The organism is Saccharothrix australiensis, assembly GCF_003634935.1.
Taxonomy (GTDB): Bacteria; Actinomycetota; Actinomycetes; order Mycobacteriales; family Pseudonocardiaceae; genus Actinosynnema; species Actinosynnema australiense.
In genome coordinates this window covers 4,398,698-4,419,335 of record NZ_RBXO01000001.1, presented here as the reverse complement: position 1 = coordinate 4,419,335, position 20,638 = coordinate 4,398,698, and the positions used below count along the sequence as shown (strand labels likewise).

Annotated in this window: 16 protein-coding genes; 10 read left to right on the top strand and 6 right to left on the bottom strand. The window is 75.5% G+C overall.

Going from position 1 to position 20,638, the window contains the following annotated elements:
* Positions 1 to 45: 45 nt before the first annotated feature.
* Complete coding sequence (locus tag C8E97_RS18950) at positions 46 to 2,166, bottom strand: hypothetical protein (RefSeq protein ID WP_147455171.1); 2,121 nt, start codon at positions 2,164 to 2,166, stop codon at positions 46 to 48.
* 492 nt (positions 2,167 to 2,658) lie between these two features.
* Between C8E97_RS18950 and C8E97_RS18945 the strand changes: the two genes are divergently transcribed.
* Positions 2,659 to 3,630, top strand: coding sequence for an XRE family transcriptional regulator (locus tag C8E97_RS18945; protein ID WP_121006920.1), 972 nt, complete (start codon positions 2,659 to 2,661; stop codon positions 3,628 to 3,630).
* On the opposite strand, the gene C8E97_RS18940 is transcribed toward C8E97_RS18945, so the two are convergent.
* Positions 3,576 to 4,406 carry a hypothetical protein gene (locus C8E97_RS18940; protein ID WP_121006919.1) on the bottom strand — a complete coding sequence of 277 codons (831 nt, stop codon included), beginning with the start codon at positions 4,404 to 4,406 and terminating at the stop codon, positions 3,576 to 3,578. The genes C8E97_RS18945 and C8E97_RS18940 overlap by 55 nt on opposite strands.
* A 13-nt stretch (positions 4,407 to 4,419) precedes the next feature.
* Positions 4,420 to 5,007 (bottom strand): papain-like cysteine protease family protein, encoded by a 588-nt coding sequence (locus tag C8E97_RS18935; RefSeq protein ID WP_121011871.1) that lies wholly within the window; start codon positions 5,005 to 5,007, stop codon positions 4,420 to 4,422.
* A 534-nt stretch (positions 5,008 to 5,541) separates the two neighbouring features.
* Here C8E97_RS18935 and C8E97_RS18930 point away from each other — a divergent pair.
* The 3 genes from C8E97_RS18930 to C8E97_RS18920 all read left to right on the top strand — a co-directional run bounded on the left by C8E97_RS18930 (position 5,542) and on the right by C8E97_RS18920 (position 7,539).
* A complete protein-coding gene (locus C8E97_RS18930; RefSeq protein WP_121006918.1) occupies positions 5,542 to 6,204 on the top strand; it encodes an HD domain-containing protein in 663 nt (220 codons plus the stop codon).
* A 37-nt stretch (positions 6,205 to 6,241) separates the two neighbouring features.
* Positions 6,242 to 6,856: a DJ-1/PfpI family protein gene (locus tag C8E97_RS18925; RefSeq protein WP_121006917.1), complete on the top strand. Its 615-nt coding sequence runs from the start codon at positions 6,242 to 6,244 to the stop codon at positions 6,854 to 6,856.
* A 230-nt stretch (positions 6,857 to 7,086) separates the two neighbouring features.
* Positions 7,087 to 7,539, top strand: coding sequence for a MarR family winged helix-turn-helix transcriptional regulator (locus tag C8E97_RS18920; RefSeq protein WP_246018995.1), 453 nt, complete (start codon positions 7,087 to 7,089; stop codon positions 7,537 to 7,539).
* A 53-nt stretch (positions 7,540 to 7,592) separates the two neighbouring features.
* On the opposite strand, the gene C8E97_RS18915 is transcribed toward C8E97_RS18920, so the two are convergent.
* The 3 genes from C8E97_RS18915 to C8E97_RS18905 form a co-directional block, all read right to left on the bottom strand.
* Positions 7,593 to 10,055, bottom strand: coding sequence for a heavy metal translocating P-type ATPase (locus C8E97_RS18915; RefSeq protein ID WP_121006916.1), 2,463 nt, complete (start codon positions 10,053 to 10,055; stop codon positions 7,593 to 7,595).
* Between the two features lie 83 nt (positions 10,056 to 10,138).
* Positions 10,139 to 12,028: a cytochrome c oxidase assembly protein gene (locus C8E97_RS18910; protein ID WP_121006915.1), complete on the bottom strand. Its 1,890-nt coding sequence runs from the start codon at positions 12,026 to 12,028 to the stop codon at positions 10,139 to 10,141.
* A gap of 192 nt (positions 12,029 to 12,220) precedes the next feature.
* Positions 12,221 to 12,664: a Rid family hydrolase gene (locus C8E97_RS18905; RefSeq protein WP_121006914.1), complete on the bottom strand. Its 444-nt coding sequence runs from the start codon at positions 12,662 to 12,664 to the stop codon at positions 12,221 to 12,223.
* Between the two features lie 201 nt (positions 12,665 to 12,865).
* Between C8E97_RS18905 and C8E97_RS18900 the strand changes: the two genes are divergently transcribed.
* From C8E97_RS18900 to C8E97_RS18870, 6 genes are all read left to right on the top strand, one after another.
* Positions 12,866 to 13,831, top strand: coding sequence for a GlxA family transcriptional regulator (locus C8E97_RS18900; RefSeq protein ID WP_121006913.1), 966 nt, complete (start codon positions 12,866 to 12,868; stop codon positions 13,829 to 13,831).
* A 375-nt stretch (positions 13,832 to 14,206) separates the two neighbouring features.
* A complete protein-coding gene (locus tag C8E97_RS18895; protein ID WP_121006912.1) occupies positions 14,207 to 14,401 on the top strand; it encodes a hypothetical protein in 195 nt (64 codons plus the stop codon).
* A 117-nt stretch (positions 14,402 to 14,518) separates the two neighbouring features.
* On the top strand, positions 14,519 to 14,857 hold the full coding sequence (locus tag C8E97_RS36130; RefSeq protein WP_246018993.1) for a hypothetical protein: 339 nt from the start codon (positions 14,519 to 14,521) through the stop codon (positions 14,855 to 14,857).
* Positions 14,858 to 14,984: 127 nt separating this feature from the next.
* Positions 14,985 to 15,860, top strand: a complete 876-nt coding sequence (locus C8E97_RS18885) for an AfsR/SARP family transcriptional regulator (protein ID WP_170211905.1) — start codon at positions 14,985 to 14,987, stop codon at positions 15,858 to 15,860.
* 613 nt (positions 15,861 to 16,473) lie between these two features.
* Positions 16,474 to 17,163 carry an iron dependent repressor, metal binding and dimerization domain protein gene (locus tag C8E97_RS36545; RefSeq protein ID WP_121011866.1) on the top strand — a complete coding sequence of 230 codons (690 nt, stop codon included), beginning with the start codon at positions 16,474 to 16,476 and terminating at the stop codon, positions 17,161 to 17,163.
* A 943-nt stretch (positions 17,164 to 18,106) separates the two neighbouring features.
* Entirely contained in the window at positions 18,107 to 20,602 is a 2,496-nt protein-coding gene (locus tag C8E97_RS18870; protein WP_147455169.1) for a helix-turn-helix transcriptional regulator, read from the top strand.
* Positions 20,603 to 20,638 lie beyond the last annotated feature (36 nt).

Genomic DNA, 20,638 nt, shown 5'->3' with positions numbered 1-20,638 from the left:
TGCGCCCCGGCCCGCCGCGGCCGGACCGCGGGAACGGGTGCGCGCTCATTTCAGGCTGGTGTGCAGCGGGTTCCCGTCGGCGCTGCTCACCGTGCACGCCGCGTACTTCGGCTTGTCGGGGGTGTCGGTCCACCAGCCCGAACCCGGCCACGTGACGTGGTACTGGTAGGCCGCGCCCAACCCGCGGTCGACGGCGGCCTTGCGGCAGGCCGCGCCGGCGGCGGCGTAGACCGCCTCGTCGCCCGGCCACGCCTCGCCCGGCCGGTACAGCACCGGGTAGGCGATGACCTCGCCCCAGTGCGGCCGGTCGCACGCGCCGAACGTGACCTTGTGCGCGTCCTCGTCGAGGCTCTGCTTGGTCTGCACGCAGGAACCCACCGGGGGGTTGGCCGAGACGTCCGCGTTGAACATGTCCAGCACCAGCCCGAAGTCCGCGGGCTGGGCGCGCCGCGGGTCGACGAGCTGCCTGGTCGGCAGCGGCTTGTCGTCGACCCGGTGCAGCACGCAGGTCGCGTAGTTCTCGTAGGTCTTGCCCCCGTCGTTCCACGACGCCTGGTCGGAGTGGACGTACCGCGTGGCGTAGACGGCGGTGCTCAGGTCGTTCAGGGCCTGGTGCCAGGCGCAGCCGTAGCGGGCGCGCTGCTGGACCACCTCGTCGCCGGGGTAGGGCGACGGGGTGTCGCCGAGGGGGACGAAGGCCAGGATCTCGCCCCAGTGCTCCTCGCCGCAGGGCACCGACGGCACCCTCGCCTTGTCGCCGTCCCAGCCCGCCCTGGTCCGGACGCACGTGCCCGGCGGCGCGTTGCCCGACGGGGACTCCGAGAAGACCCGCACCGGGACGGGATCCGCGTCCCCGGCGAACAACCGGTCGAAGGCGTACACGATCAACCCCACGAGCAGCAGGGTGGCGGCCGTCCGCCACAGGAACCGGAAGAACCGCCGCAGCCCTTCCCCGCCGTGATGCTCCCGCACCCGTGCGGGGACCGGTCCCCGCACGCCGAGGTCCCGCAGCATCCGCTCCAGCTCCGCCGAACCGGCGCCGTCGCCCGCGCGGCTGCGCACGGCCCGCAGCATCCGCCGGGCCACGTCCTTGCGCCCCAGCGCGACCAGGTCGCGCACCTGCTGCCGGATCATGGCCATCGCGGCGGCCAGCTCGGTGATCGCGGTGTCGTTCTGCTCGATCTGCGCGACCGTCCGCGAGTCGGTCGCCAGGTCGGCGGCCGACTCCAGCCACCGCCGCGCCAGCTCCGCCGAGGTCGACCCGCTGGTGTCGACCAGCTTGGTCGCGCAGTTGTTCAGCACCACGGCCGCGTCGTCGCGGGCACTGGCGGTGCGGCGGTGCCGCTCGTGGGGCACGAACTCCTCCAAGCGGTCGAGCTCGTCCCGCACCTCGTTCTGGAGCAGCGCGGCGACGACCGCGGGATCGCCGTCCCGGAGCTGCTCGGCCGCGTTCCTCAAGCGCTCGCGGACCGACTCGTAGGCGGGTTCGGCGGCCTGCTCCAGCAGGTCGTCGACCACGCCGCGGGGCGCGGGCCAGTCACGGGCCCGGTCGGCCAGCCAACCCTGGTCGGACCCCGGCGTCGCGGCGAGCTGGATCAGCGGCTTGACCAGGACGACCGGCACCTCGTCGCGCAGCAGGTCGACCACGGACTCGTCGAGCTGCTTGTCGTCCAGCGCGGCGACGCGGTCCCGGACGTGGTCCCAGAACCCCGACCGGCGCAGCACCTGCCCCCACCGCCGCCCGGCCTCCGCCCACAGCCCCTCCAACCGGTCCAGCTCCGCGTCACCCGGCGCCCCGCCGACCTCGACGTCCAGGGCCGCGCTGTGCGCCCGCACCGCGGCGTCGTGGTCGCGGTGCAACGCCCTGGTGCACCGGCAGGTCCCGCCTTCGTCGCCCCACAGCCAGAACAGCTCGTCGACCAGGCGGCGGCGCGGGTCGCCGAGGATCAGCTCGAACGCCCTCGCCACGTCCGACGGCTCCACCGGGAGGTCGTGGCCGAGGTCGACGGCCACGCCCAGCTCCAGCATCGTGTTGACCTTCTGCCTGCGCTGCCGGACCACGCGCCGGTCGGCGTCGGTCGGCAGCCCGGTGATGCGGAACGCGTTGCGCCGGTACAGCTGCGGGGTCGCGACGTCCGCGAGCCAGGCCCTCGTCGGATCGGTCACCACACCCCCCGACGCCGCCGCTCGTCCAGTGCCACCATCGCCATCCCCATCGCAGTTCGGGTCGTGCCCTCGCGAGCAGTGTCGAGGGCGGCGGGGCCCGGCAGCCATGAGAACCGGATGGAAACGGGATGTTCGGGGTGCGCGGACCGCCGCCCTGCGCGCACCCATCGAACGGCAGCGGTGTTCGGGGTGGGTACGGGTCGACGGGCATTCACTCGAATAGGGGGTAGGTGGGGTTGATGGGCGTGTTGGTGGGGTGCCGGTGCCGGCTCGGTCGAGGGCGGGTGGTCCGGCAGGCCGGCGGCGGTGGGCCTGCTTTGTCCGATGTGGACGGTGGTGGACGGCTCGGTGATGGTGGGGGTTGGTGCATACGGCGGATCGGCGTACCCGACTTTGGTAGGTTGGCTGACCGCCTTGTGCGTGCTTACAGTGCGTGAAGCCCTGCTCACCCGGTACCCAGGTCGCGACGTCGCGACAGCGTGAGGTAGTCCCATGCGCCATGAGGCCCAGGTGCTCGCCGGCGCACGAAGCGCCCCTGCGCCCCAAGGCGACCTGGCCCAGGCGTTGCGGTACGGGCCGTTCGCCCGCGCGCTGGCCACCGCCATCCGCCGGCGCGGCTTGTCGCTGTCCCGGTTGCGCGCCCACCTGGCATCGCAGGACATCCGGATCGCCCAGTCGACCCTGAGCTACTGGCAGCGCGGGTTGCGGCACCCGGCGGTGCCGCGCGCGCTGGACGCGGTGCGGGCGCTGGAGCGCGTGCTCGGGTTGCCGGAGGACAGCCTGGTGGTGCTGATCGGGCCCCACCACCGCGCGCCCGACCTGGACCGGCGACTGCTGACGATCCAGGAGCTGAGCCAGAGCTGGGCGCCCACCGGCGCGCTGCTGACCGAGTTCGACGGCGTCTCGGGCAGCCCGTGCAACTCCGACCTCGACCTCGCCACCGTGTTCGACGACGTGCGGTTCACCGCGGCCGGCGAGATCGAGGAGATCGCCTCGACGATGGCCGTCCGGGCGCGGCGGTCCGGGCCGGACAGCTTCGTGGTCACCCACCAGAGCGAGCCGGGCGCGGACGTCGACACCGCCCGGATCCGGGCGGGCGACGGGTGCCGCGTCGGGCGGGTGCGCAAGCAGCGGTCGTCGGCCGGGATGGTGTTCGAGCTCCTGTTCGACCGCAAGCTCGCCGAGGGCGACGTGCACGTCTTCAGCTTCGTCCTGCGGTGCACCACCCCGGTCCGCGCGCCGAACTTCTACCGGGTGATCCGCGGCCGGATGCAGACCTACCTGATCCGGCTCTACTTCGACCCCTCGATGCTGCCGGTCCGGTGCACGCGGGTGGAACGGGCGCGCGAGGGGCTCGCGCCGACGGTCAGCGAACCGCTGCTGTGCGGGCCGAACGGGTTCGCCTGCGCCTACTTCGAAGGGCTGGAGCCCTCGCTGGTCGGCGTGGACCTCCTGTGGGAGTAGCGGCTCCGCCGGAACAGCAGGACCGCGCCCACCGACACCACCAGCACCGCGGCGACCACCAGGAGCACCACCGCGGTCGACGGTCCCCGGTCGGACGCGCTCGCGTCGGAGGACCGCTGGTCGGTCGGCGGCGCGGGGTTCTGCGTGAAGCCGAGCCCCTGGTTCCGCTGGTAGTCCGAACCCGGCAGCTTGTCGCCGTACCGGGCCCGCACCTGCCGCTGGTACTCCGCGAGCGGGACGAACGCGCCCACCGGCGACTGGGGGAGGCTCGCCTGGAGCAGCACGACCCCGGTCGGGGTCAGCTCGTACCAGCCGTTGATCTGGGGTTCGTTCAGCAGCACCGAGTCCGGCCCGATCCGCTTGCTCAGGGCTTCCTCGTCGTCACCGGAGGACGCGCTGCCGACGGTCCAGCGCCCGCCCTCCTCGGGCCCCGCCCGCAGGGTCGCGCGCGCACCGCTGTCCGCCGTCGCGGTCACCGCGATGTACTGGAGCACCCCGGCGGGCGCGTCGGGCGCGCCGCGCACGAAGTCCGGGTTCAGCACGTAGGCCGCGACACCCCGGTCGGCGATGCGCACCTCGCTCGCCTCGACGCCGTGGACCTGCCGGAAGTTGGTCTTCGCGACGCTGATCGCCGCGGGGGCCCGCGCGGCGTCGAGCGCGGCGGCGTAGTCCTCGGGAGAGGGCGGGGACACCGCCTCGCGCGCCGAGGCCGACGGGCCGGCGAGCAGCAGGGCGCAGGCGACCAGGGTGAGGATGGCCAACTTCCGGCAGGTCACGACCGGGAACCCCCTACGCCTTCGTGATGTTCACGATGGTGTCGTTCCACCGGAACTTGGCGTTGCTGCGGTACTGGGTGTAGTTCCAGGTCTGGTAGCGCTGGTAGGACGGCCACGGGTCGCCGACCATGAGCGTCTGGTTGGTGCTGTCGTAGCCGTAGATGACCTCGGCGTGGCCGCCGCCGGAGGTCCAGTAGATGCCGGTCAGGTGCGGGATGCCGGCGTCGATCTGCTGGGTGATCGAGGCGAAGCTGATCGGGCCGCGCGCGTCCTGGGCGTTGAAGCCCGTGCCGCGGAAGCCCCGCACGATCTCCGGGATCTGGGCGGGCTGGTTCGGGCAGTAGCCGGGCGAGCTGCCCTTGCCCGCGGCGCAGAACGCCTGCTGGCTGACGGTGACGCCCAGGGTCTGCTCGATGCTGGCCCCGGTCGCGGCCCAGCACCACTGGTTCTGCTGCTGCACCTGCTGGGTGTAGTTCAACTTCTTGGAGGCCAGGGGCGTCGCGTGCAGCGAGGCGCGCACCGGCGCGACGTCCCTGACCCGGGTGTGCTCCTCGGTCTTGATCAGTCCGTGCGGGGTGGCCGCGTCGGGGGCCGTCGCCATCGCCGGTGACGAGAACGCGACCGTGCCGGTGAGCACGGCGGCGATGGCGACCAGGGAGGGCAGACCCCGTCGGATGGGTGTCCGATCCACGAGTGTTCTCCTTGCAGGGAGGAAGAAGGCGAATCCGGCCGGTCGGTCGCGGGCGGGGCGGGACCGGCCGAGGACTACCGTGCGCGTCCTCCGCACCCCGGACAACGGCCGCGAGCCACGCCGGCCGCCGCGCTGTGACCGTTCACCGGCGGCCCGTCCGGCGGGAGAACGGCCGACAACAGCCCCTCCGGTGCTCACGGCCACGCCGGGCGGCGGGGCGGCCGAGAACATTCACCGGCCGTTCACGCCGCCGTGAACGGCTCCCGACCCCCGGCATGATCGGCAACACCTTCAGGAGTCCTGAAGGATGCGCTACGCTTCAGGTGACCTGAAGGTGGGTGTGCGAACCGGCCGGTCGGCCGCGGGCACGCCCACCGGGGCCGGCGTCGACGCGGGCGACCGCGCCGCCCGCCGCCCCCGGCAACCACAACCGAAAGTCGGCCGATGGACACCTACCCCGACCTGCCGTTCCCGCGCACCGACCTGGCCGTCGCCGCGGAGCGGTACGCCCGCGACCTCGAAGACCCGGCGATCTTCAACCACAGCATGCGCGCCTACCTCTACGGCCGCCTGATCGGTGAGGGCCGCGGCCTGCGCCCCGACGTCGACTACGACGACGAGCTGCTGTTCCTCGGCTGCGTGCTGCACGACGTGGGGCTGAGCGAGCCGGGCAACGGCGACCAGACCTTCAACGTCGACGGTGCGGACCTCGCCGCGAAGTTCCTCGCCGACCAGGGCGCGCCGGCCGAGTGGGTGGAGGTCGTGTGGGACGCCGTCGCCCTGCACGTGCACCTCGACGTCGCCGCCCGCAAGCGCCCCGAGATCGCCCTGCTCAGCGCGGGGACCGGGTACGACTGCACCGGCTCGCCCGAGGACCTCCTGCCGGAGGGTTACGCCGAGCGCGTCCACGCCGTCCTGCCGCGCCTGCACGCGGCGGCGGTCCTGCGCAAGGAGATCGTCGACCAGGTGATCGCCAACCCGCTCAAGGCCACGCTGTTCAGCCTGCCCGCCGAACTCACCCACCAGGTCACCGGCGTGCCCAAGCCCACCTGGGAGGAGCTGACCACCGCGCCGCGCTGGAACGACTACGAGCGGTGGACCGGGTGACCGCGGACCCGCGACGCCGTTCCGACCGGGAGGAAGCATGACCACGTACGGGCTGCTGGTGTTCGACGGCGCGGAGGAGCTGGACTTCGCCGGGCCGTGGGAGGTCTTCACGGCCTCCTCGATGATCCGCGACGACGCCGACACGGCGGTGCTGGTCGCCGAACGACCCGACCCGGTCCGGTGCGCCAAGGGGATGCGGGTGGTGCCGGACCACACCCTGGACGAGCACCCCGACCTGGACGTCGTGCTGGTGCCCGGCGGGTGGGGCGCACGCACGACCCAGCCGGGCAACCCGGCCGTCACGGGCTGGATCGCGCGCACGGCCGAGTCCGCCTCCTGGGTGCTCGGCGTCTGCACGGGCGCGTTCCTGCTGCACGCGGCCGGACCGGCGCGGGGGCGTCGGGTCGCGACGCACTGGAAGTACGAGGACGCGTTGGCCGCGCTCGGCGACGTGACGGTCGTGCGCGATGCCCGGTACGTCGTCGACGGCTCCCTGGTGACCAGCCAGGGCGTGTCCGCCGGCATCGACAGCGCGCTGTGGCTCGTCGGTCGGCTGCACGGCCGCGACCACGCCCGCGCGGTCCGGCGGTACATCCAGTACGAGCCCGCGCCGCCCTACCTCGCGGATGAGCCCTTGGCGCGGGACGAGTGACCGCGTTCCGGGCCCGGCACGTCCTCTCCGGGCTCGGACGCGGTGCCCCGCAAGCGAACCGCCCGCGGTGCGGGCCGCACCGCGGGCGGTTCCGCGCGACCGCCGCCGGCGCGGCGCGCTTGCACCGGACGCCTGCGTCGGCGTGCGGTCCCGTCGGCGTGCCCAGGGCGCGCCGCGCCCCACGACCGGGTCCCGGAGCCGGCCGTCGGCGCGCAGGGGAGACTGGGCCGGTGACCGACCAGGACGACCACGCCCCGTTCCGCGCGCCCGTGGACAGCACGTCGATCATCGCCCTGTCGATGGCCCGGCGGATCGAGACCGAGCTGAACGCCGCCCTCGCGGCGGTGGACCTGACGGTGAGCAGGCTCGGGTTGCTCGGCCACATCGCCGGCGTGCCGGGCGCGTCGTTCAGTGACCTGGCGCGGATGTCCGGCATCTCCGTGCAGTCCGTGCACGGCGCGGTGAAGGCGCTGGTCAACGCCGGCCTGGTGCGCGACCGCACGGCGCGGGCGGGCTCCGCGTCCACGATCGAGCTGACCGCGGAGGGCGTCCGGCTCCTGCGGGCGGCGGGGGAACTGGTCGCGGAGGTGGACGAGCGCCTGTTCGGCGCGGGCGCTGACCCGTCCCTGCGGCGGTTCGGCGAGGCCGTGCGCGCGGCGTTCCAGACCGCTCCGCCCCGCTGACCCGCCGCCCCACCCCCGCGCCTCGCCGCACCGCCGCACCGCCGCGCCGTCCGTCAGGACGCCGGGGCCGACCGCTCGGGGCCGCTCGGGCGGTGGTCGCGCAGGCGCAGGCTGTTGGTGACCACGAGCACCGAGGACAGCGACATGACCGCACCGGCGACGAGCGGGTGGAGCAGGCCGAACGCGGCGAGCGGGATCGCCGCGGCGTTGTAGGCGAAGGCCCACGCCAGGTTGCCGCGGATGGTGCGCAGCGTGCGGTTGGCCAGCTCGATCGCGTCCGGCACCGTGTGCAGGTCGTCGCGGACGAGGACGACGTCGGCGGCGTGGGCGGCGACGTCGCTGCCGCGCGCCACGGCCATGCCGAGGTCCGCTGCGGCGAGCGCGGGACCGTCGTTGACGCCGTCGCCGACCACCGCCACCCGGTGCCCGCGCGCCCGCAGCCCCTCGACGGCGGCGGCCTTGTCCGCGGGCAGCACGCCGGCCGGGACGTCCGCGATGCCGACCTCGTCGGCGACCGCGCGGGCGGCGGCCGGCGAGTCGCCGGTGAGCAGGACGGTCCGGAGCCCCATCCGGTGCAGGCGCGCGACGGCGTCGGCGGCGGACGGGCGCGCGGTGTCGCGCACGGCGACACCGCCGACCACGACGCCGTCACGGGCGACGAGGACACCGGTCGCCGCGCCGAGACCGGCCAGCCACCGGTGCGCCCGCCCCGGTACCGGGATGCCGAGCCCGGCCATCAGCGCGGCGGTGCCCACCACGACGGGCACGCCGTCGACCTCGCCGCGCGCACCCGCGCCGGGCAGGGCCTCGAACGCCGTCACGGCGGGCAACCCGCCGCCCGCCGCCGTCGCACGCGCCGCCTCGTCCGGTCCAGCCTCGTCCGCCGCTGCCTCGTCCGCCGCCCGGCCGGCAGCAGGCCCACCCGCCGCCTCGCCCGACACGTCCCCGCCTGGCGTGACCTCGTTCGACATGGCCTCACCCGGCACCTCCTCAGGCACCTCCTCACCCGGCACCTCCGCGCCGCCCGCTGCCCCGCTCGCCACGGCCGCGGCAGCCGCGGCCACGACGGCCGCCGCGACGGGGTGCTCGGACGCCGCCTCGACGGCCCCCGCCGACCGCAGCACCTCGCGTTCCGGGAGGTCGCCGAACACCGCCGTCCCGACCGCGGTCATGCGCCCGGTCGTGACGGTGCCGGTCTTGTCGAGCACGACGGTGTCCACCGCGCGGCCGGCCTCCAGCGCCTCCGGCCCCTTCACGAGGATGCCCAGCCCCGCCGCGCGGGCCACGCCGACCATCAGCGCGGTGGGCGTGGCCAGCCCCAGGGCGCACGGGCAGGCGATGATCAACACCGCGATGGCGGCCGTGACCGCCTCCCGCGCGCCGTGCCCGGTGACCAGCCACCCGAGCAGCGTCACCGCCGCCAACCCCAGCACCGCGGGCACGAACACCGCGCACACCCGGTCGACCAGGCGCTGCACGGTCGCCTTGCGCTGGGCCGCCCGCTCCACGAGGTCGCTCATCCGCGCCAGCCGCGTGTCGGCCCCGACCTCGGTGGTCCGCACCACCAGCCGCCCGGTCCGGTTGACCGTGCCGCCGACGACGCGATCGCCCGGACCGACGTCGACCGGCACCGACTCGCCGGTCACCAGCGCGGTGTCCACGGCGGAGCCGCCGTCGACGACCACGCCGTCGGCGGGCAGGGTCTCGCCGGGCCGCACGACGACGACGTCCCCGACCACCAGCGAGGCCGCGGGCACCGGCCGCTCCACGCCGTCGCGCAGGACGCGGGCGTCCTTGGCGGCGAGACCGGCCAGCGCGGCGAGCAGGCCGACGGCGTTGCGCCGCGACCTCGTCTCGAAGTACCGCCCGGCCAGCAGGAACGTCGTCACGCCCGCGGCGACGTCGAGGTAGCCGACGTCCGCGCCCTCGGCCGTGAGGTCGACGCCCCACCAGCGGCCCGGTGTCGACGAGCCGACCACGAGCGAGGCCGCCGCCCAGCCGAACGAGGCCAGCACGCCCAGCGACACCAGCGTGTCCATGCTGGTCGAGCGGTGCCGCAGGGCGCGCAGCGCGGCCAGGTGGAACGGCCACGCCGAGTACGACACGACCGGCACGGCCAGCAGCACGCACAGCACCTGCCAGCCGGTGAACCGCCACGCGGGCACCAGCGCCAGGCTGATCGACAGGTTGCCCAGCGGGATGGCGAGCACCGCCGCGACGACCAGCCTGCGCCGGAGGTCGACCGTCGCGGCGGTGTGCGCGGCGCGGTCGTCCTCGCTGCGGAGCCGCACGCGGGCCTCGTACCCGGCCGCGCGCACGGCCGCCACGGCGTCCCGCGCCTCCAGGCCGTCGGGGAGGTGGACGACGGCGCGCTCGGTGGCGAAGTTGACCGAGGCGCGCACGCCGGTGAGCTTGGTGAGCTTGCGCTCGACGCGCGCCGCGCAGGCCGCGCACGTCATGCCGGACACGGCCAGCTCCACCGACGTGGACTCGCCGGCGGCAACCACTGAGGTCATCTCGTCGTCTCTTCTTCCGGGGGTGTTCTTCTCGTGGGTCGGGCCGGACTCGTCGCCGTGCCGGACCGGATTCGCGGTGCGGGTCAGGTCCGTCGCCCGGCGAGGTCGGCGAGCATGGCGTTGTAGGCGGCCAACCGCTCGTCCTCGTCGCCGTCGAGCCGCCGGTCGAGGCGGGTGGCCTCCCGCCGGTCGGCCGCCGCCCACTGGTGGAGCAGGGCGATGACGACGACGAGCATCGGGACCTCGCCGGTGGCCCACGCGATGCCGCCGCCGAGCCGCTGGTCGGTCAGCAGGTCCGGCACCCACGACAGCGACAGCTGCCGGTAGAACGTCTCGGCGATCACCGCCTGCGTGTTCATCAGGGTGACGCCGAAGAAGGCGTGGAACGGCATGACCGCGAACAGCAGGCCCAGCCGGGCGAGGTGCGGCAGCGGGCGCGGCGCCCGGTCCACGCCGACGACCAGCCAGTAGAAGACGTACCCGGACACCAGGAAGTGCAGGTTCATCGCCTGGTGCGCCCAGTGGTAGCGCATGGCCTCGCCGAACAGGCCGGAGAAGTACAGGGCGTAGAACGACGCGACGAAGACCGACGCCGCGACCGCCGGGTGCGCGACGACCCGCGTGGCCCGGCAGTGCACCAGGGCGAGGAGCAGGTCGCGCGGGCCGGGCGGCAGCGCCCGCAGGGCCAGGGTGACCGGGCCGCCGAGCACCAGCAGCACGGGCGCGAGCATCGTCGACGCCATGTGCGCCACCATGTGCGCGCTGAACGTGCCCGCCGCGTACCGGCCCAGCCCCGAGGACGTCACGACCAGCACCACCGCGCAGCCCGCCGTCCACGCCACCGTGCGCCCGGCCGGCCACCGGTCGCCGCGCCGCCGCAGCCGGCGCGCCCCGGCCAGGTAGGCCGCGGCCAGCAGCACCGCGCCGAGCCCGAACAGCAGGTCGGGCCGCCACCCGAGCAGCAGGCCGGCCGCGGAGGGCGGCGCGGGCAGCTCGTAGCCCAGCACGGTCTCCTGCACCGACGGGCGCTCCACCAGCCACGAGGGCGGCACGAGGTGCGTCGCGCCGACCGACGCGCCCAGCGCCACGCCGAGCGCGCCGACCTCCGCGGCCAGCGGGCGGGTCGCGCCCCACCACCGGCGCAGCGCGGGCACCGCGCCGCACACCGCCAGCTTGACCGCCAGCAGCGCGCCGTACCCGGACCACAGCCCGCCCGGCCCCGCCACCACCAGGCCCGCCACCGAGCCGCTCACGACCGCCACGACCAGGCACCCGAGGGTCAGCCCGCGGTACCGGCGCAGCACCCGCTCGCGGTGCTCCGACGACGGGCGGCGCAGGAACGCGCGCAGCGCCACCAGCGCGCCGACCCAGACCGCGGCGGCCGGCACGTGCCACACGATCGCGTCGGTCGCGACGTCGTGCCACGCGCCCACCGACACGTGCCCGGCGATCGCCGGCGCGAGCAGGCCCGGCACCGACACCGACAGCCACAGCACGGTGACCGGCCAGGTCAACGTCGACCGCGCGCCGAGCGCGACCACGGCCGCGACCACCGCGACCACCAGCCACGCCTTGGGCTCCTCCGTCGCCGCCACGAGGTCGGCCAGGTGCGACCACGCCACGGACGGCGGCTGCCCGGAGGCGTCGCCCGCCGACAGCGGCACCGCCGTCGCGGCGGCCACCGCCCACACTCCCGCCGCCGCCGACGCGAGCCGGACGGCGGCGTACGCGTCGGCCGACAGCCCTCGACGCCACCGGGCGGGCACGACGAACGCGGCGAAGGCGAGCGAGCCCACCGCCACCGCGCCCGCCGCGTCGGCGACCAGCCGCACCGCCCCGAACACCAGGGACGCCGGCCGGCCGGGATCGGTGTCACCGAGCGCGGCGTGCACGTCGCCGGCCAGCCACACCAGCGCGCCGACGCACAGCGCCGCCACGCCGACCGCCACCGCGGCGGCCTTGTCACACCTCACGTTCCACCCTCACACCCGTACAGGTCGGGTGATCCGGTCGTCCGGTTCCCGGTAGGTCGCCGAAATCCTCGGCCGCCGCCGGTCCGTTGTGGATGATCGCCGGTGGTCGGTCGCCGCGCGGGTGCCACAATGGAGCCTGCGGCGGTCCGGGGTGGACGAGCCGCGGGTGCGGGGCGGGCCCCGCCCGGCGCGTCAGACGCGTGCGACGAACTTGACCTCGATCACCTGCTGCGGGAACGCCAGCCGGGTGACGCCCAGGAGCGTGCTCGCCACCCGCGGGTCCTCCCGCCCGTAGGCTTCCTTGCGCACCTGGCCCGCCACCTGTAGGACCGCGTCCACGTCGAGCGCGTACACGACCTCCTCGACGACATCGTCGAGGGAAGCGCCGAACCGCCGCAGCAGCTCCTGCGCGTTGGCGTAGGTCCGGCGCAGCTGCTCGCCCGTGTTCGAGAAGTCGGTCACCCGGCCGTCCTCGTCGACGGGCGCGGGTGCCACCAGGTTCTCGCCGTCGTGCGCCAGCTGGCCGGAGAGGTAAATCGTGTCCCCGCGCCGGATGGCCTGCACGTACCCGTAGGAACCCTCCCAGGGCACGCCGAAGCTCTCCACCTGTGACGCGTTCTCGGTCGCCGCGGTCATTCCACTCCACTCCACGAAATCGATGTGATCCGACTCGTGGAAACCCTAGGGAGCGGCGTGCCCGTGCCGCCGGCCGCGACGGTGCCAATCCGGGCAAGGATCGTGCCAGTGACGGCGTGCCGGCCGGCGCGGTTTCGGCGCGCGCCCGCCGAGTAGGCTGTCCGGGTGGAGCGTCGTGACGACCGGGGGTGAGGACGGGCCATGCCGCACCGCGCCGCAGAGCTGACCGTGGCGATCGTGGCGTTGCCGGGGGCCATCGGCCTGGACGTCGGTATCCCCGTGCACATCCTGGGCAGCCAGGACGGCTACCGGGTGCGCGTGTGCGCCGAGGCGGCCGAGGCCATCGAGGGCGTCGGTTTCGGGATCACGCCCACGCACTCGCTGGCGGACGTGCCGGACGCGGACATCGTCGTGGTGCCGGGGTACGCGGAGCCGGAGCGCCCGCTGCCCGCCGCGTACCTCGACGCGCTGCGCGCGGCGGCCGACCGGGGCGCGCGGGTCGTGGCCATCTGCACCGGGACGTTCGCGGTGGCCGCCTGCGGCCTCCTCGACGGGCGGGACGCGGCGACGCACTGGCGCTACACCGACCGCCTCCGCGAGCGGCACCCGCTGGTCAACGTCCTGGAGAACCGGCTGTTCGTCGAGGACGGGAAGGTGCTCACCACGGCGGGCGGCGGCGCGGCGATCGACGCCTGCCTGCACCTGATCCGGTCGGACTTCGGCGCGGCGGCGGCGCACCGGGCGGGCATGGGCGTCGTGGCCGCGCCGGCGCGCGGCGGCGACCAGCCGCAGTACGTCGACGTGCCGACGCCGTCCCGCTCGGACCTCTCCGCGACGCGCGCGTGGGTGATGGCGAACATCGGGGAGCCGATCACGGTGCGGCGCATGGCCGAGCACAGCGACCTGCCGCGCCGGACGTTCATCCGCCGCTTCGACCACGAGACCGGCATGCCCCCGATGCGGTGGGTGGCCCTGCAACGCGTGCTCGGCGCGCGCCGGTTGCTGGAGGAGTCGGACTGGTCGGTCGAGCGGATCGCGGCGGCCACCGGGTTCGGCACCGCGGCGAACTTCCGCGCGGTGTTCCGGCGCGAGGTCGGGACCACACCCGGCGCGTACCGGAAGGCGCATCTCGGGGCACGCCCGCCCGCCGACGCGGATCGAGCGTAGTGGTGCGGCTCGCGCAGCAGCCCCGCGACGCGAGCCGCACCACCATCATGGCGTACACCGACCGCGACGAACCTGACGATTGCCTTCCGATGCGGGCTTCGACCAGCCCCCCGGTGTCCGGACGACGGTCGAGCGCCCGGCACCGGGTCGTGACCACCGCCATAGCGCTGCCCCGGATCATCCACTGTGGACGCTCAGCCTGCGCGAACCAGTTGGCAGACCTTGGTCGCCCATGACTCCGGAAACGAAAAGTCCTTCGCCGACAGGAGCGCGCGGACCCGGATCGTTGACGTGCCGGTGCGATGCGTCCCAGGTTCGTCGCGCCGGCACCGGCGCGGCGCGCTGTCCTGTTGTCGAAGTCGGGAATCCCGCTTCGTGCCCACATCCCCGCTGTCCCGCCGCCGCTTCCTGCCGGCGGCCGGCGGTCCGGGCGTCGCGCTCGCCTCGGCGGGCTGCGGCGTCGTCGACCTGTCGGCCGAGCAGGGCGGCGGCAACCTGCTGGACCGGCGGAACACCGCCTTCGCGACCTCGGGTGCTGCGCCGGTCAGCTCGCCGCGGTGGTCGACGTAACCGTACGGGGCCTCGTTCGCGAAGCCCACCCGGACTTCGCCGACCGCGCGCAGGCGGTCCGGCCTGGGCTTCCAGCTGGAGGCGGCGACGGCGCTGAACTTCGCGCGGTGGCAGCGGATGCGGCTCGTCGTGCTGCCGCAGGCCCTGGTGGCGATGGTGCCGCCGATGGGCAACCTGCTCGTCGGCTACGGCGTGATCGCGTTCGCGGCGGGCGACGGCGTCATCCGGCCACGGCCCGCCGCCGTGACGCGGGCGACCCCGTGGCACCGGTATCGGGCGGTCCGCGTGGCAGCGGCATCATGGCAGCGGCATCGGTGTGGTCGCGCACCGCGCGTTCCCGCGTTGTGCCGCAATGCATTCCCGGTCGCTCACCCCGCAATGCGCGCCACCCGGATGGCCTATTGGCAACCGATCTTGGCTGGGTACCATCCGAATGGGGGTTTTTCGGGTGGGTGATCGCTGTCTCCGAACAGCGGTCCGCCGCCGGGTGCGCGGAAATTCGACCGGCGCGGCAGGCGGAGCCCGGATTCTTCGGCAGCCGGCTTCGTCCGGCGTCCGCGCAGGGGGGCTTCGCTTGACCGACTTGTCCTTTCGCATCCTCGGCCCGCTGGAGGTGCTGGTCGACGGCAGGCCGCTCGCCATCGGCCGCAACCGGCAGCGCACGGTGCTGGCCGTGCTGCTCGCGCACGTCAACCGGACCGTGTCGGTGCGGCGGCTGGTGTGGGCGGTGTGGGGCGAGGACGTGCCGCGCACCGCCGTGAAGCAGGTGCAGTCCTGCGTGTGGCGGCTGCGGGCGCTGTTCGACGCGGCCGCCGGGCGGCGCGACGTCATCGAGACCACCGACTGGGGCTACCGCCTCCGGGCCACCGAGGACGAGGTCGACACCGGCGTGTTCGAGCGGTTGGCGCGCAACGCCAGGGCGCTCGCGGCGGGCGGCGACCACGGCCGCGCGGCCGGGCTGCTGCGCGCCGCGCTCGACCTGTTCCGCGGCCCGGTGCTGGCCGGGGTCGACAGCCCGGCCCTGGAGGGCGTGGTGGCCCGCTGGGAGGAGCGGCGGCTGGTCACCGTCGAGGAGCGGATGGCGGCGGAGCTGGCCTCCGGGCGGCACCGCGCCGTGGTCGACGAGCTGAGCGCGCTGGTCTGCGAGCACCCGCTCCGGGAGGGGTTGCGCAGCCGGTTGACGCTGGCGCTCCACCGGTGCGGCAGGCGGGCGGACGCGTGGGCGGTCGGCCCCGGTGGCCGGGAGCCCTCGACCGGCGGGTTCGGGCAGGCGATCGGGTCGCAGGAGCCCGGCGGCGCGACGCTGCCCGGCGGCGCGGTGCTGCCCGGCGATGTGACGCCCGGCTCGCCGGGCGGACCGCCGACGCCGTGCCCGCCGGCCGGTGGGTGCGGCGCGGGCGGGAGCGCGCCGGGCGTCGCCCGGTACCCGGGCGCCGATCACCGCCGCTGCCGCCGGTAGGGCAGCGGCGTCCGCCATGCCTTCCCACGTGGAAGGAAGCGGCGATCGTCGCGGGCCGGTCGGCGACCTCCGGGAAGCCGCCGCGCTCGGTCCCGGAGGTGGGGGCCGGGCCGGTGGACGCGGGTGGCGGAGCCCGCCGTCATCGCCCGACATCGGGCGGGATGTCGGATTCCACCGGCGGCGCACCGGCGCGGTGCCGGCCAACCGCACCGGCGCGTTCGCGGGTTCCCGTGGGCGCGCGGGGCCGCGCGCACCGACCACTGTGGTCGGTGCGGTGGTGGGCCGCGTGGTCGGCACGACTACCGTGACGCCGACCGGTCGCGCCATCGCGGCGGACAGCCGGGAACGCGGCCCCTTCCGCGCGTCGGCGTTGACGGCGGTCGCCTCGGCGCTGAGCATGGTGGTGGCCCTCCCGGCCACGGGCCGGGGGAAGACCGCGACGCGCACCGCCCGGGGGGATCGGTTCGGGCGCGCCGCGGCGCATCGGCAAGCAGGGGGAGGACGCCGGGACCGGTGGACCGGCCTCCCCGCTCCGCACCACCGCGGCGGTCCCGTCGCGGCACCACCGGCCGGGACGACGACATCCGCCGATCGAGCGCAGGGCGACGGGGACATGAACGAACTGGTGGACACCACGGAGATGTACCTCCGCGTGATCTACGACCTGGAGGAGGAGGGTACGCGCCCGATGCGCTCCCGCATCGTGGAGCGGTTGCGGCACAGCGGTCCCACGGTGAGCCAGACCGTCGCGCGGATGGAGCGCGCGGGACTGCTGGTGGTCGAGGAGGACCGCCGCCTGGTGCTGACGCGGGACGGCCGCGACCGGGCCACGCGGGTGACGCGCAAGCACCGGCTGGCCGAGCTGCTGCTGGCCGGGATCGTGGGGCTGGAGTGGGAACTGGTCCACCACGAGGCGTGCAAGCTGGAGCACGTGATGAGCGACGCGGTGGAGAAGCGGCTGGTGGTGATCCTGCCCGACCCGACCGTCTCGCCGTTCGGGATGCCGGTGCCCGGCCTGGCCGAGCTGGGGCACCCCTCGCCCGCGCCGTCGACCGGGCCGCTGACCAGGCTGTCGGCGCTGGGCAAGGCGGGCGGCGGCACCGCGCAGGTGGCCCGGATCGAGGAGCGCCTCCAACTGTCCACGGACTGGTTGGCCACCTTCCGGCGGATCGGCCTGGTGCCGGGCGGGACGGTCGCCGCCGAGGCTTCGGCCACCGACGGGCACTTCGCGGTCCGCGCCGCGCGGGGGCGCGCCGACCTGCCCAAGCGCGTCGCCGACGCCGTGCTGGTGGACGTGGCCTGACCGTCCAGGGGGGACGGGTGGCGCGGGTGCGCGCGGGGATCCCCGGCCGGCGCGGGAGGGTTGCGCCCGGCGGGTGGAATAATCCGAACAAGGATGTTTGATTTCCGTACGGTACGGCGATACGGTATCCCTTACTGCTGCGTTCAGCTTGGGGGAGCTGTGGGGTGGGCCGGTTGCCGTCGTCGAAGGGGTCGTGGTCCGGGCGGCCTCGCGGTGCACGGGGTACCGCGGCGACCGGTGGCCGGAAGCGCCTCGGTCGTCGTCGGGTCCCGAGCGGACCGGGGCGGGCTCCGGCGGCGGTGGTCGTCGGTCGGCCTCGCCGTCGCGGAGGGGGTGTGCGACGGCGAGGCGGGCGTCGCCGGGGTGGGATGGTGGCGCGCGCCAAGGGGACCGGGGAGGCGGTGCTCGACGCGCGCGGGGCCGTCCTCGCGGCGGAGGCCGGGCAGGTGCGCGCGAGCCCGGTGGTCCGGGCCGGCGCGGTCACCCGGCACGGGCGGGCACGGCCGCGGACCCCGCCGGAGCGCGGCGCACTGGCCTCCGCCGGGACGGGCGCCGTCGGAAGAGCCCCGGAACCGCGGTCGTGACGTGCTTCCCGGCGGTCCGGCGCGGTGGGCGGTGTGCCCACCGGGCAGCGCGCGGACCGCGGTCGGCGGGTGCGCCGCGTCCGGTCCGCCACCGGGTGGGCGTCGGCGCGGATCGTCGACCACCGGACGTTCCGGGCCGGTCGATATCCCCTGGGGCGCACCCGGAATTCTTTGTACAGTGCCCGGAGGGGCACTGCGTCGACCATTGCCGGGGGACGTGCCGATGGGGGGCATCGGGCGGGGCGTCGCACGGAACGCGAGCGCGGCCACCGCGCGGCCCGGCGTTCGGCGACGACCGCCCGCCGCGCCTACCCGGGGTGACCGGACGCCGGCGGTGCGCTCATGGGGGAGTGGGGAAGGTGTCACGGTCTGCGGAACTCTTGTACGGCAGGGACGTCGAGCGGAGACGGCTCGACGGGGTGTTGGCCGACCCGGCGGGCGGGGCGGTGGTGATCGAGGGCGGCGCGGGCCTGGGCAAGACGCGGTTGGCGCGGGAAGCGCAGCGCATCGCCCGCGACCGGGGGTTCCTGGTGCTCGGGAACCCGCCCGGCGGGCGGCGGTTCGAGGTGCTCGGGGACGGCGCGGCGGCGCACGCCCCGGCGTCGCCCGCCGACCTGCGGGACCGGCTGGCGGGCGTCGACACCGGGCGGCGGGTGCTGGTGCTCGTGGAGGACCTGCACGAGCTGCCCGTCGACCGGGTCCGGCAGGTGGCCGACCTGGCGAGGTCGGGGCGGGCGAGCTGGGTGCTGACGGTCAACCCGGACCTGGCCCCGGCCGGGATCGGCGACCTGCTCGGCGTGCGCCCGGTGCGGTTGGCGCCGTGGCCGTCGGCCGTCGTCGCCCGCGTGGCGGAGGACCGGTTCGGCGCGCCGCCGTCGCCCGAGCTGGTCGCCGTCCTCGACCAGGCGGGCGGTGTGCCGCGGTGGGTGACCGAGCTGGTCGGCGGCCTGGCGGCCGAGCAGGCGGTGGCGGTGGCGGGCGGTGTCGCCCGCCTGGTGTCGGGCCGGGTGCCGCGCCGGGTCCACGAAGCGGTCCACCTGCGGCTCAAGGACCTGTCGCCGGACGCGTGGCAGGTCCTGCGCCTCGGCGCGATGCTCGGCAGGCGCGGCACCCTGCGCGACCTCGCCGGGCTGATCGGCGCGCGGACCGCGTCGCTGGCGGCGCGGCTGCACGAGGTGCTGGCGGGTGGCGTGCTGGACCTCGACGGCGACCGGCTGGCGTTCCGCCACGAGCTGGTCCGGCGCGTCGTGGCGGACTCGATCCCGCCCGCGGTGCGCCACGCCGTCGGCCGCGAGATCGCGCGGATCAGGGGCACGGCGTCGGGGGACGCCGCGCCGCGCCCGACCGAGGTCCGCGCACCGCGCGGCGCGGTCGCGGTGGGCAGCCTGGCGGGTTCCGGGAAGCTCCTGGAGGCCGTCGAGCTGGCGTCGGAGATGCTGGCGCAGCCGATGCCGCCGATGTCGACGGCCAAGCTCCGGGGCCTGTCGGCGCACCTGCTGCTGTGGCGGGGCGAGCCGGCCGCCGCCGTCGCGGCGGCGGAGCAGGCCCTGGCGGTCTGCGGCACGGGCAACAGCACGGCCGAGGCCGTCACGGGGGTGCGCCTGGTCGCTCGGTGGCACCGGGGTGACCGCGGCGCGCTGACGGAGGCCGAGGAGGTCCTCGCGTCCGGTGGCCAGCCGGACGCGACCGACGTGGTGGTGGCGAACGGCGTGCTCGCCGACGCCCGGTGGCGCGCGGGTCGCCTGGCGGAGGGGCTGCGGCTGAGCCAGGCCGCCGCCGTCGACCACCCGTGGTGGGGCGCGTGGCAGCGGCTCGAACTCGTGAGCAGGCTCGGTCAGGTGGGCCGGTTCGAGGAGGCGGACGCCGTCCTGCGCGAGGTCGCACCGCAGCTCGACCAGTTGGGGCTCGGCGCGAACTGCGGTCGCCCGCCCATCGAGCGCGCCCGGCTGCTGGTCGGCCTCGGCCGGTTCCGGGAGGCGGCCGAGGCCGCCCGCGCCGGTCTCTCCGACGCGAAGCGGACCGGGTCGCCGATGATGGTCCGGCACGGGCTGGCGGTGCTGGCCAGGGCGGCTTGGCACGAGGGCGACCTCGCCACCGCCGTGCAGCACGTCGACCGCGCGAACGCGGTGGCGCGCCGGGTCGCCGTCCTGCCCTCGGTCGCGTGCGACTGGATGGACCTGCGGCTGACCGCGGAGGTCCACGGCGCGCGGGCGGCGGTGCAGGCCGCGGAAACCAGGCTGGCGGGTCTCGTGACCGGCACCGCGCTGTTCGTCGAGGAGCCGGGCGCGGCGGTGGCGCTGATCGGGTGGGCGCGCCGGGCGGGCAGCCGGGAGCTCGCGGACTCGGCGCTGGCGACCGTCGAGGGCCTGGCCGCGCGGAACCCCGGCTTCGGCACTGTCGCCGCCGCGGCGGCGGAGGCGCGGCGGCGGCACCGGGCGGGGCACGAGCACCTGCTCCGGCGGGTGCCCGCGACCGGGCGTCCGGAGAAGGACGCGGGAGAGGTGTACGCGGGGAAGGACGCGGGCAAGGGGGACTCGGGGCAGTGGGACCGGTTGACCGACCGCCAACGGCACATCGCGCACCTCGCGGGCAAGGGCATGACCAACCAGCAGATCGCCAACCGGGTGCTGCTGTCGCCGCACACGGTCAACTACCACCTCCGCAGCCTGTACCGGAAGTTGGGCATCTCGTCCCGCGTCGAACTCGCGCAGCTCGTGCCGCGCCCGCCCGGTGACGGGCCGGCGACGCCCGACCGAGGGCAGGCGCACTACGGGGAATGGGCGGCCGGTGCCCGCGCGCCGCACCGCGGCGCACCGGCGTCCACGGGCACGGGCGGTGGGTACGCGGACCACTGAGGTCCGCGTGGCATCGCCGCACCGATCCACCGAGGG